This is a genomic window from Streptomyces sp. ISL-11, from assembly GCF_018614525.1.
Taxonomy (GTDB): Bacteria; Actinomycetota; Actinomycetes; order Streptomycetales; family Streptomycetaceae; genus Streptomyces.
In genome coordinates this window covers 97,667-111,044 of record NZ_JAGGOL010000017.1, presented here as the reverse complement: position 1 = coordinate 111,044, position 13,378 = coordinate 97,667, and the positions used below count along the sequence as shown (strand labels likewise).

Below are 13,378 nucleotides of genomic sequence, written 5' to 3'. Positions count from 1 at the left end.
AAGGTCCACCACCATGACGCACCCGCCGGCCGTCCCCGCCCTTCTCCATCACCTCTTCGACGCACAAGCCGCACGTGTTCCGGACCGGACGGCTCTGCGTGACGAACACGGCTCGCTCACCTACGCCGAGACCGCGCGCCGGGCCGGCCGGCTGGCGGCACGGCTGCACGCGCTGCTTCCCGCGGGCGCCGGCCGTGTCGGCCTGCACCTGCGGCGGGGTACGGACACCGTCGTCGCCATGCTCGCGGTGCTCAAGAGCGGCCACGCCTACGTCCCCCTCGATCCCGCCTACCCGGCCGAGCGGCTGGAGTTCATGGCCGGGGACGCCGCGCTGTCGCTCGTCGTCTCGGACCGGGAGCTGCCCGCCGGCCTGGCGGGCCTGCCCGTCGTACGCCTGGACGAACCGGACCCGGTGGACCTGCCGGACCCGGCGCCCGCCACCGGGACCGACCCCGCGGCACCCGCCTACGTCATCTACACCTCGGGCTCCACCGGGCGGCCCAAGGGTGTGCAGGTGCCGCACCGCAATGTGCTCGCGCTCGTCCGTGCCTGCGACAGCCGGTACGCACTGGGCGCCGACGACGTCTGGACGATGTTCCACTCGGCCTCCTTCGACTTCTCCGTCTGGGAGGTGTGGGGTGCGCTCGCGCACGGTGCGACGCTCGTCGTGGTGCCGGAGGAGGCGGCCCGTTCGCCCCGCGAGACGCTCGACCTGCTGGTGCGCGAGCGCGTCACCGTGTTCAACGTGGTGCCGTCGGTCTTCCGCCACCTGGTGCGTGCCGTGCGCCCCGGCACCACGCCCGCCCCCGCCCTGCGCTATGTGATCTTCGGCGGCGAGTCCATCGACGTCGCCGACGTGCGCGCCTGGCGCCGGGCCTTCGGCACGGACACCCGATTCGTCAACACCTATGGGATCACCGAGGCGACGGTCCTGGTGACCTCCCGTCCGCTGACCGACGCCGAGCTGGACGGCGATCCGTCCACCGACGCGGCGTCCGGCTTCGCGCTCGACCTCGGTGAGCCGCTGGAGGGGTGGGAGCTGCGGGTGCTCGACGAGGACGGCGAGCCGGTGCGGCCCGGCGGGACCGGTGAGATCCACGTGGCCGGCAGCGGTGTCGCGCTCGGCTACCTCGGCCGGCCGGACCTGACGGCCGAGCGATTCGTGGAGCGCTCGGTGGCGAGCGGCCCGCCGCGGCGCTACTACCGCAGCGGAGACCTGGCCAGACTGCTGCCGGGCGGTGTGCTGTGCTACGCCGGCCGGGCCGACGACCAGGTCAAGATCAACGGCTTCCGGATCGAACTGGGCGAGGTCGAGGCCGCGTTGCGCGGCCTGCCGGGCGTGCGGGACCTCGTCGTGGTCAAGACCGTCAGCCGGGTCGGCGAACCCATGATGACGGCCTGTTGGACGGCCGCCGAGGGCGTCGACCCGGACGAGGCCGCCGCGCGGCTGCGTGCCGCCGCCCTCGCCCGCCTGCCGCGGCACCTGGTACCCGGCCGCTTCGTACGGCTGCCGGAGCTTCCTCTCGGCCCGTCGGGCAAGACCGACCGCCGGGCACTGGCCCTTCAGCTCACCGCCGCCCCCACCCGGCGCACCTCACCCGTCGCCTCCTGACCGCGGACCGCCGTCCCCCGCCGTGCGCGGGGAGACCCGTACACACGTCGACCGCAGCCCGGTACCGCCGATACCGGCCGGGCACGGCAGCAAAGGACCCCCTCGTGGCTCAGCGCACGCGCAACCTCATCAGCGAACCCGACCGGCCGAGCTTCCTGGAAGAGCTCTACCAGGGCCGGTTCCGCTGGGACCTCCTCCACCCCTTCCCCGAGCAGGACGCCGCCGACAAGGCCCGCGGGGACGAGGCCGTGGCCGCGCTCGGGGCCTTCCTCCGCGAGCGTGTGGACCCGGCCGCCGTGGAGGCCGAAGGGCGCCTGCCCGACGGCCTCTTCGCCGAGCTGCGCTCCCACGGCTACCTCGGGCTCCAGCTCGGCCCGGACCTCGGCGGTCTCGGCCTGTCCCACTTCAACACCTTCCGCGTGATCGAGGCCGCTGCCGGCTGGTGCTTCCCCGTCGCCCTGGTCATGGGCATCGAGAACTCCGTCGGCGCCCCGGCCTTCCTGCCCGTGGTGCCCGACGGCCCGCTCAAGGAACTGCTGCACAAGCACGTCGTGGGCGGCGGGCTGTCGGGCACGGCCGACACCGAGCCCGAAGGGGCGGCCAACCAGCGGCGCTTCACCTCCGCCGAGCCGGTCGACGGCGGCGCCGCGTATGTCCTCAACGGGCACAAGGTCTTCGTCGGCCACGCCCCGGTCGGCTCCCTGTTCAGTGTGACCGCCTCCGTCGTCGAGGACGGTGCCGAGCGCAACCGGGTGTTCTTCGTCGAAGCCGGCACCCCCGGCTTCGGCAACGGCGCGTGGCAGGAGTTCTCCGGTATCAGGGGGTTCCCCAACGGCTGGATCACCCTCGACAACGTACGGGTGCCCGCCGGGCACCAGCTCGTCGAGGCCGAGGGCGAGCACCGGTCCCGGCTCACCCCGGCCGTCTCACGGCTCGTCGTCCGCGGCCGCCTCCACATGATCGTCGCGCCCTCGCTCGCCGTGGCCAAGCTCTGCCTGCGCTGGTCCCGGGACTTCATCAACCGCCGCACCATCGACGACTGCCCGCTGGGAGAGTACGAGGAGATCCGGCGGCAGCTCGCCGAGTCCCTGTCCGAGACGTTCGCCATCGAGAGCGTCGCCCGCGCCGCTCTGCTCAGCGAGGACCTGGGGCTGCCCCGCAACCTCGCCTTCGAGCAGAACGCCGCCAAGAACATCGGCTCGGTCACGGCCGGGCGGATCGCCGACCGGACGATGTCGGTCCTGGCGGCGGAGGGGTACGAGACCGCGCGCAGCAAGGCCCGGCGCGGCGCACCCGCCCTCCCGCTCGAACAAGCCGTCCGCGACGTCCGCAACATGCGGATCTCCGGCGGCGTCGACTTCCAGATCGACAACTGGATCGCGGGCCGCGGGATCCTGTCGTACTACTACCCGGAGCCGGACCACGCGGCCGGGCTGGAAGCCGGCCCGTCACCCGTCGTGGACCCCAGGGACGCGGTCCTGACCGTCCGCAACCGCGCCCACCTGGACGCGGTGGCCGAAGCGGTCCACCGGTTCGGCCGCACCTGCCTCGATCTGGCCCGGCGTCACCCCGACAAGGCCGATCTGATCGCCCGGCAGCGGGTGATCGTCCTCCTCTCGGGGATCACCAGTGAGCTGCTCGCCATGTCGGCCTGCCTCGCCCGCGCCTCCCGCATGAGCGCGGTGGCCGGTGACGACGGCGACGGCGACGGGCAGCGGCTCGCCGACCTGTACTGCACCACGGCCCGTCACCGCCTGGCCGGTCTGTGGCACCGGCTCGACCACGCCGCGTCCGGCGAAGGGGACGACGACGCGGATTTCGCGGGCATGAGCTCCGCCTGGCTCGCCGCCGACGGGCCGCACCACCTCTCCGACGACCTCGTCGCCGAAGCCGACGCCGCCGCCCCGGCCGGGCACTGACGCAAGGAGCAGCAGCACATGACCACGACCTCCGGCCCCGGTAGCACCCGCGCCGTGCCCGCGCGCCCTGTCCACGACCCGGGCGTCCAGCAGATTCCGCTGTCCGTCGGCCAGGAGGCCATGTGGGTCTCCTGGAAGCTCGACCCCGGCCAGTGGACCCACATCATTCCCACCCCCTTCCGCGTCCGCGGCACGCTGGACGTCGACCGGCTCCGGCAGGCCGTCGCCGCGGTGGGCGAGGCCCACCCGCACCTGCGGGCCCGGATCGGCGGGACACCGGACGGCCCGGTCCTGTGCTGGGCGGACGCGCCGCCCGTCCCCGTCGTCGAACACACCGTGACCGGCGGCCTCGAGGAGGAGGTACGCCGTGCCTGGCAGCGCCCCTTCGACCTGCGGCGCGGGCCACTGGCCCGGATCGACGTGCTGCACGGCCCGGACTGGACCGTACTGCTCCCCTCCGTCCACCACCTGGTCTTCGACGGCGCCTCGGTCCTCCTCCTGCTCGACCGGCTGCGCCGTGCCTACGCCGGGGAACCGCTCGATGTCGCCGGCCCCGGTCCCGTACTCGCCGCCTTCGCGGCCCGTTCCCGCGAGCTGACCGACACCCCCGCCGGCGATGCCCACCGCGCCTACTGGCGTGGGGCCCTGGGCGGCGACCTGCCCGTCCTCGATCTGCCCTCGTCCGTCGAGGAGCCCCGCTACACCGTTCTGGACACCGCGCTGGCGCCGGAGCTCGCCACGCGGCTGCGCGCCCGGGCCCGGGAACTGGGCGTGTCCTACGTGACGGTGCTCTTCGGCGCCTATTTCGCCCTGCTGCGCCGCTACTGCGGCCAGGAGGACCTGCTGGCGTCCATCCCGTTCCACGGCCGCGTGGACCCCGCCGCGCGGGAGACGGTCGGCTACTTCGTCAACGCCCTGCCCGTCCGGCACCAGGTGCGGGGTGAGGACTCGTACGCCACCGTGGTCCGGACCCTGCGCGCCGGACTGCGCGATGCCATGGCCCACGGTGAGCTGCCGCTCCCGGCGATCCTGCGCGAGGCGGGACTGACCGGCTGGGAGTCCCGTGCCCGCACCCACCGGACCGTCTTCCAGTACTGGCACGCCGGACTGCGCGAGGACGTGGACGTGCGGGACCTGCGGCTGCGCGCGGACGGCCGGGAGTGCGCCCTGACCCTGCTCGGCATGGAGAGCAGCGCCGACTACACGCTCGCGGTGATGGTCCGTGAGGACAGCGGCGGCACCCACGTGCTGTGGAAGGACCCGACGGGCGCGGTCGGTGCGACCTTGCTGCGGATGCTGGCCGACGACTACACAGCCGTCCTGGAGGCCGTCGCCGACGACCCGGACGCCGCCGTCGGCGACCTCACCGACCGGGTCGCCACGGCGCACGGGCCCGTGGAGCCGCGCCGGGTCGCGGCGCTGATCGCCACGCACCCGGCGGTACGACGCGCCGTGGTGACCCCCACCGGCGGCGGGGCGGACCTGCACGCCCGGCTTCTCGTCGACGAGCCGGTGGCGGTCGCCGACGTCCTCGCGCGCGTACGCGACGGTTTCGCCGGCCGGGCGCCCGTGCTGCGCGTGGAGACGGTCCAGCAGCCCGCCGCCGCGCGCCGGCCCGGCCCGGACGAGGCGGTCACGCCCTCGCTCACGGCCATGATCGGGCTGTGGGAGGAGGTGCTCGGCATCGACGGGATCGTGCCCGACGACTCGTTCTTCGAGCTGGGCGGCCACTCGCTGCTCGCCGAATCGCTGGTGGTCGCGGTGTCCGGGAGCCTGGGCCGCGACGTGCCGCTGCGGACCCTGTTCGAGTATCCCCGGCTGCGGGACTTCGCCGCCCACCTCGGTGTCCGGGAGGCGCCCTCGGACACCACCGCGGACGCCTGTCCGGACCTCGCCGCGGACGGCGTCCCGGCCGTGCCGGAGCGGGCACCGCAGCCCGCGAAGGACAGGTCGTTCCCCGCCGCCGGCTTCCAGCAGCGCATCTGGCTCGCCGAGCGGATCGACCCCGGCACCGGTGCCTACAACGTGCCGCTGGCCTGGCGCGTCCCCGGCGCTCCGCTGGAGGTGGAGACCCTCGCCCGCGCCCTGGAGCTGCTGGTCGCGCGGCACGAGATCCTGCGCACCCGCTTCGTCGAGCACGGCGGGCTGCTGCGGCAGCACGTCGACGAGCCGTGGCGGCCCCGGCCCGCCCACGTCGACCTCTGCGGTCGCGACGACCGCGACACCGCGCTGCGGGACTGGCTGGACCGGGCCGCCGGTCACCGCTTCGTTCCTGCCGAGGGCCGGCTGCTGACGGCGACGCTGCTGGAGACGGGCGAGAGCGAACAGGTGCTCTTCCTCTGCCTGCATCACCTGGTGTGGGACGGCGAGTCCGCCGGGGTCTTCCTGAGCGAGCTGTCCGCGTGCTACGACGAAGCCGCGGACGACCGCGCGACAGCGGAACCGGCCTCACCCCGGGGCCCCGGCGACGGAACGGATCCGCTCCCGGCCGGGCCCGCCGGCCACGACCTGCGCCCGGCGTCGCCGCACCAGGAACGCATCGGCTTCATCGACCAGTTCGAGAAGGGCACCGTCTACCCGACCGCGCCCGTCTACCACAACCTGCCCCTCTTCCTGCGCCTGGACCGCACGCCCGCGGCCCCGCACCTCCAGCAGGCGGTGGACCGGGTCGTCGCCGCGCACGAGGCCCTGCGTACCGACCTCCAGGTGGCCGAGGGCCGGACCGTGCAGCGCGTCCACGCCCGGGCGCAGGTGGTGCCGCGATGGTTCGACACGGCGGCCGAGGAGCCCGGGGAGGCACCCGAGGCACTCCGGGCGTGGGCCCAGGAGCCGTTCGACCTCGGCCGGGGGCCGCTGCTGCGCGTGGCCGCGCAGCCCTCACCCGAAGGCACGGTGTGGCTGGCCCTGCTCGGCCACCAGGCGGTGGTCGACCGCACGGCACTGCTCGTCGTCGCCGAGGACCTGCTCGCCGCCCTGAGCGGCGCGGACGTCACGGGCAGCAGCTACCTGGACTGGCTCGACGCGGGCTCGGAGCAGGACCGGCGACAGGACCTCGACGCCCGGGCCGCGGCCCTGCGGGGGGACTTCGAACCGCTGCGCCTGCCGGAGCGGTGTCCACGCGCGGCGATCCACGTCTACCAGGAGCGGGCCGTCCCCGTCGAGCTGCCGGACGACCTGCCGGTGGCCGCCTTCGCCGAGCGGCACGGCCTGAGCCGGGAGGACGTGCATCTCGCCGCGTTCGCCGCCCTGCTCGGCTGGTACTCGGGCCAGGAGGAGATGCTGGTGGGGGTCGCCCACAACGGCCGCCGCGACGGCGACCGCCGGGTGGTCGGCCCGCTCGCCAATCTGCTGCCCCTGCGCCTGCGGCCCGCCGTCGGCACCTCGTTCGAGGAGCTGGCCACCCAGGTCGCCGCGGAGCTGGCGAACGCGAGAGAGCACGACCGGGCCCCGTTCGACGAGCTGGTCCGGCGGCTGAACCCGGCCAAGGACATGAGCCGCACGGCCCTGTTCGACGTGCTGTTCACCTGGGCGGACGGGCCCACGTCCGTCACCGCGCCGGACGGCACCGCCGCCGGGACGCTCGAGACGGGCGGCGGCCACGGCAAGTACGACCTCCACCTGTTCGTGCGGCCCGGCCGGCAGGGCGACACGGGCCGGCTGGTGTTCAACGCGCTGTACTTCGACGACGCGCAGATGCGGCTGATGGCCGAGCACTACGCACGGCTGATGCGCGCCCTGCTCACCGCGCCGGACGAGCCGATCGGCGCGGCCGAACCGCTGACCGTCGACGAGCGGCGGACACAGCTGTCGGTCTGGAACGCCACCGACGCCACGTACCCGGAGACCACCCTCCAGGGCCTGTTGCGGGCGCGGGCCGAGCAGCGGCCCGAGGCCACCGCGCTCACCGACGCCGCCACCGCCACCGTGACCCACCACACCTACCGCGACCTGCTGGAGCGGGCCGGGCTGCTGGCGACCGGGCTCGTCGCCCGGGGCGTGCTGCCCGGTGACCGGGTGGCGCTGCTGCTCCCCCGCGGGGCGGCCCAGGTCGAGGCGATGCTCGCGGTGCTGCTGGCGGGCGCGGCGTATCTGCCGCTGGATCCCGCTCTGCCGGAGGGGCGCAAGGAGTTCATCCTGGCCGACTCCGGCGCCCGGTGGGTGATCGTGCCGGACGGGCCTGACGGGTGGCCGGAACCGGCGGCGGTTCCGGCCGCGTTCACCGGTGAGGTCGTCGCGCCGGCCGGGCTCGCGGCCGCCGGAGCGCATGATCCGTCGGCCGGCCCCGGTCCCTCGCTGCCCGTGGTCGGTCCGGACTCCCCCGCGTACTGCATCTATACCTCGGGCACCACCGGCCGCCCCAAGGGTGTCGTGCTCACCCATCGCAACGCGGTCCGGCTGATCAGCAATGACCGTTTCCCGTTCTCCTTCGGCCCGGCGGACGTATGGACGATGTTCCATTCCTACGCCTTCGACTTCTCCGTGTGGGAGCTGTTCTGCGGGCTCGCGCACGGCGGCCGGGTCGTGCTCGTCGGCGAGGACGACGCCCGTGACCCCCGTCGCTTCCTGGGGTTGCTGCGCCGCGAGCGGGTGACCGTGCTCAACCAGACGCCCAGCGCGTTCCGCCAGCTCCTGGCCGCCGAGCAGGAGGACCCGGACCCGCTCGACCACCTGCGCTATGTCGTCTTCGGCGGCGAAACGCTGCCGCCCGCCCTGCTGTCACCGTGGCTGGACAGCCACCCGCATGTGCGTCCGGTCAACATGTACGGCATCACCGAGACCACGGTGCACGTCACGGCGCGCACCGTCACCCGCGCCGACGCCGGGAGCGGCAGCAGCGTCATCGGCACTCCGATCCCCACCACCTCCGTCCACCTCATGGATCCGCGCACCGGGCGACGGCTGCTGCCCGTGGGCGCCGTCGGGGAGATGTACGTCGGCGGTGCCGGGGTCGCGGCGGGCTATCTCAACCGGCCCGAGCTGGACGCCGAACGCTTCGTGCCGAACCCCTTCGGCCGCGGCCCGCTCTTCCGCACCGGAGACCTCGCCCGCTACCGCCCGGACGGTGTGCTGGAGTTCCTCGGCCGCGCCGACTCTCAGGTCCAGCTGCGCGGTTACCGCATCGAGCCCGGTGAGATCGAGGCCCGGCTGCGCGAGCATCCCGCCGTCGCCGACGCCGCTGTGCTCCTGGAGGACGACCGCCTCGTCGGCTACCTGCTGCCCCGTGGCGAGGCGCCGGTACCGGCCGAGCTGTACGCCCATCTGCGCGCGGTGCTCCCGGAGTACATGATCCCCGGAGCCCTGCGCACCGTCGACGCCCTGCCGCTGACCGCCAACGGCAAGCTCGACCCGGACGCCCTGCGCGCGGCGGCCGTCGCGCTCCGGGCACCCGAGGGACGCGCCCCGGCCACGCCCACCGCCGAGGCGGTGGCCGGCCTGTGGGCGGCCCTGCTGGACCTGCCGCGCGTCGGTGCCGATGATTCCTTCTTCGCCCTCGGCGGCCATTCGATGCTCGCCGTCCGTCTGCTGGGCCAGGTCCGCGACCGCTTCGGCGTCACCGTGCCGCTACGGGCGCTGTTCGAGCGGCCTCGTCTGCAGGACTTCGCCGATCTCGTGGACGAACAGGGCGGCAAAGCCCCCGTGCCGCGGGCCCGGCGGTCCGGCGACACGGCCGCCGTCGCGCCGCCGGCCTCGGGATTCCAGGAGCGCGTCTGGCTCTCCGAACGCTTCGCCCAGGACACCGCCTACAACATCGTGCTCGCCTGGCGGGCCCCTCAGGGACTGGATCACGACCTGTTGCAGCAGGCCCTGACCCTGCTCGTCGGCCGCCACGAGATCCTGCGCACCGCCTTCGCCGAGGACGGCGGACGCCTGCGCCAGCACATCGGCGCCCCCTGGACGCCGCCGCTGGACCGCGTCGACCTGCGCGACGCCGCCGACCCGGACCCGGGCATCCGCGCCTGGGTGGAGGAACAGGCCGCCCAGCCGTTCGACCCGGCGTCCGGCCGCCTGCTGCGCCCGGCCCTCGCCGACCTCGGCGACCGCGGCCGGATGCTGCTCCTGTGCCTGCACCACCTCGTCATCGACGGCGAGTCGATACCCGCCCTCCTGACAGAACTCCAGCAGTGCTACCGGGCCGCCGAGGAAGGCGTCGACCCGCCCGCCCCGGCCGCCCAGTACCGCGACTTCACCGCCGCGCAAGAGGCCGAACGCGGCAGCGCCGGGCGCGCCGCGGACCTGGCGTACTGGGACCGGCACCTGGCCGGAGCACCCCCCTACGCCGCGCTGCCCGCACCCGGCGATGCCGAGCCGCACGGTGCGATCGCGCTGGCGCTGCCCGACGACCTGCCGGCCCGCCTGCACCCGTTGCAGCAGGAGCACGGCCTGTCGTGGTTCATGGTCGCCGCCACCGCTCTGGCGGCGGTGCTGCACCGGACCACCGGCCGCCGGGACGTCACCTTCGCCGTGCCGGTCTCCACCCGCGACCGGGCCGGTTTCGCCGGCTTGATCGGGCCGTGCCTGAACACGGTGGTGCTGCGGTCGCGGCCGGCGGACGACGCGACGCTGCTGGACCTGCTGCGATCGGTACGCGCCGAGGTGCTGGACGCGTTCGAGCACCGTGGTGCGCCGTTCGAGGAGGTCGTGGAGCGGCTGAACCCGGCGCGCGAGCCGGGCCGCACGCCCTACGCCGACGTCACGCTCAACATGAACCTGCTCACGGGACGCACCGCCCCGCTCGGTGACGGCACCCTCACGCCCGCCCTCATGGAGCCCATCGGGCGGCGGGAGACGAAGTTCGCGCTCACCGTCACCCTGGTCGATCAGGACGGCAGGCTCAGCGGGGCGCTGTCCTACCGGGGCGACCGGATCACGTCCGCCGAGGCCGGCCGTGTCGCCCGCCGCCTCACCGCACTGCTCGGCGCGCTGCCGTCCGCCCTGCGGCTGCCACTGGACCGCCTGGAGCTCGACGGCCCGGCGGCCGCCGCCGGGGAGGCCGGGCCTCTCGGCCTCCCCGGACGGCGTGTGCAGTACCGGGACTTCGTCGCCGCGCAGGAGGCCGAGCGCGGTACCGCGCGGCGCGCCGCGGACCTGGCCCACTGGGCGGAGCACCTCGAAGGGGCGCCCGAGTACACGGAGTTCCCCGCCCCCGCCGTGCCGGGGCCCAACGGGTCCGTCGCGGTGCCGCTGCCCGCGGACCTGCTGGAGCGGATGCGGCCGGTGCAGCAAGCTCACGGGTTCAGCCCGTACCAGCTCGCGGCGGGTGCGCTGGCCGCCCTGCTGCACCGGTGGACCGGCCGGGACGACGTGGTCTTCGCCACCCCGCTGGCCCACCGCGACCACCCCGGTTTCGCCGGCCTGCTGGGCCCGTGCCTGAACACGGTGATCCTGCGGTCACGGCCGGCGCCGGACGCGACGCTGCTGGACGTGCTGCGATCGGTACGCGCCGAGGTGCTGGACGCGTACGAGCACGGCGGCGCGCCGTTCGAGGAGGTCGTGGAGCGGCTGAACCCCGCCCGGCGGCCCGGCCGCACCCCCTACGCCGACGTGACGCTGAGCCTGGAGACCGAGCCGGGCCGGCCGGCACGGCTGGCCGGCAGCCCGCTGGCCCGGCTGCCGCTGGCCGGTGACGGCGCGGGCCACCTCGGCAAGCTCGGGCTGACCGTGGTGCTGTCGCTGAGCGGCGACACCCTCGGCTGCCGCGTCGCCTACCGCGGCGACCGGTACCGCCGCGCCGACGTCGAGCAGGTGGCGGCCCTGTTCGGCCGTCTGCTGACCGTGCTGCCCACGGCCCTGGACACCCGCGTCGACGCGCTCGATCTCGTCGGCGAGGAGGAAGAGGAGCGGTTGCGCGGCTGGGAGGGCGGAGCCGACGCGGCGCCCGCCACGAGCGTTCCGGCGCTGGTGGCCCACTGGGTCCGGCACACACCGGACGCGCCGGCGGTCACGACGGCCGGTGGTGTGCTCAGCTACCGGGACCTGCACGAGCGGGCCCGGGCCCTGGCCGCCCGGATCCGTCCGCACCTGCGGGCCGAGGACCCGGTGGTGGCGCTGCTGTTCGACCGCGGTGAGGCTCTCGTCGTGGCGATGCTGGCCGCCTGGTACGCGGGCGCGGCGTTCTGCCCCGTCGAGCCCACCGCGCCGGCCGCCCGCGTCGACGCCCTGCTGGCCGACGTGGACGCCTGCGCGGTCCTGACCGCCGACCGGCAGGCGGCGGCCCGGCTCACCGCCACCGGGGCCACCGTCCTCACCCTGTCCGGCGCCGGAGAGCCCGGCGCGGGCCCGAACGGCACCCGCCACGCACCGGACTCCCCGGGCGAGGAGGCCCCGGCACCGGGCCCGGAGGCCGTGGCCTACGTCGTCCACACCTCCGGCACCACCGGCGAGCCGAAGGGCGTGGCCGTCCGCCACCGCAGCATCGCCCAACTCGCCCGGTGGGGACAGGAGTCGTTCGGTCTCGGACCGGGGGACCGGATCGGCTGGCTGCTCGGCGTCTCCTTCGACGCCACCCAGTGGGACGTGTGGTCCGCCCTCGCCTCCGGCTCCTGCGTCGTGCCGTACGAAGGACCGCTCGCCGTCACCACGCTCCCCCGGTGGCTCGCCGAGCGACGCGTCTCGGTGGCCCTGCTCGCCACGCCCCTCGCGGAGTCCGTCTGGGCCGCCGACCCGCCGCTGCCGCACCTGCGGTGGATGCTCGTCGGCGCGGCGGCTCTCACCCGCAGGCCCCCGCGGGGCACCACGTACCGGGTCCGTAACGCCTACGGCCCCACCGAATCCACGGTCATCGCGCTCACCCACGACCTGGACGCCGGTGACGAGGGACCGCTCAACACCCTGGGCCGGCCCGTGGCCGGCACCCGGGTCCAGGTGCTCGACCCGTACGGCAGGCGCTGCCCGGCCGGTGTCACGGGGGAGATCGTGCTGAGCGGCGCGGGCACGGCGGCGGGCTACTGGCGCCGCGCGGAGCTCACCCGCGAGCGTTTCCGGCCCGTCGGTGACGGGCCCGGGACGGCCTACCGCACCGGCGACCGGGGCCGTCGGCTCACCGACGGCACCATCGAGTATCTGGGCCGTCTCGACCGTCAGTTGAAGATCCGTGGTTACCGGATCGAGCCGGGCGAGATCGAGGCGGAGCTCCTGAGGCTGCCCGGGGTGGCGGCGGCCGTGGTCCACGGCGACCCGCTGCGCTCCCCCAGCCTGGTCGCCTATCTGGTGGCCGGGGCGGGGCCGCGGCCGGTCACGGCGGAGCTGCTGGAACGGCTGCGCTCGCGGCTGCCGTCCCCCATGGTCCCCGAGGCGGTCGTATGGCTCGCCGCACTGCCGCTGGCGCCCAGCGGCAAGGTCGACACGGCACGCCTGCCCCGGCCCGGCCGTGCGGACCTGCCGGTGGCCGCCGCACGCGTCGCCCCCTCCGGCGGCACCGAGGAGCTGATCGCCGGGGCATGGGCCGAGGTGCTGGGCCTGGCGGAGGTCGGGGTCCACGACAACTTCTTCGACCTGGGGGGCAATTCGATCTCCCTCGCGAACCTGCACGCCCTGCTCGTCGAACGGCTGGCCACCGAGCTGCCTCTGGTGGCTCTCTTCGAACACCCCACCGTCGCCGCGATGGCCCGCTCCCTGACCGGCCCGCCCGCCCCGCCGACCGGGTCCCGGAACAGCGCGCTGCGGGAACGGGCGGCCCGGGCCAGGCAGGCGGCGTCCCGCAGGGCAGCGGCCCCACGGCCCGAACGCGCACGGCCTGCCGGACAGCAGACGCGTGCGAACACGGCGGGAGGCCCGGCCGGAGAAGCCGGGCCCGTGGCGCCGGGCCGCACGCCACCGCCCGGCGTCGCCGACGACGCGAGGGCCTGAC

3 protein-coding genes are annotated in these 13,378 nt (G+C 75.0%); all 3 read left to right on the top strand.

Annotated features, from left to right (window positions below; translation table 11 throughout):
- The first annotated feature begins 13 nt into the window (after nt 1-13).
- The 3 genes from J7E86_RS04965 to J7E86_RS04955 all read left to right on the top strand — a co-directional run bounded on the left by J7E86_RS04965 (nt 14) and on the right by J7E86_RS04955 (nt 13,377).
- The gene (locus J7E86_RS04965) at nt 14-1,612 is read left to right on the top strand and encodes an amino acid adenylation domain-containing protein (protein WP_215080131.1); all 1,599 of its coding nucleotides are present in this window, start codon (nt 14-16) and stop codon (nt 1,610-1,612) included.
- 104 nt (nt 1,613-1,716) lie between these two features.
- Complete coding sequence (locus J7E86_RS04960) at nt 1,717-3,531, top strand: acyl-CoA dehydrogenase family protein (protein WP_215080129.1); 1,815 nt, start codon at nt 1,717-1,719, stop codon at nt 3,529-3,531.
- A gap of 18 nt (nt 3,532-3,549) precedes the next feature.
- Entirely contained in the window at nt 3,550-13,377 is a 9,828-nt protein-coding gene (locus J7E86_RS04955) for a non-ribosomal peptide synthetase (RefSeq protein ID WP_215080127.1), read from the top strand.
- The last annotated feature ends 1 nt before the right edge of the window (nt 13,378 follow it).

Coding starts and splice junctions, on each gene's coding strand:
- J7E86_RS04955 (WP_215080127.1), top strand. CDS start 3,550: ATGACCACGACCTCCGGCCCCGGTAGCACCCGCGCCGTGCCCGCGCGC.
- J7E86_RS04965 (WP_215080131.1), top strand. CDS start 14: ATGACGCACCCGCCGGCCGTCCCCGCCCTTCTCCATCACCTCTTCGAC.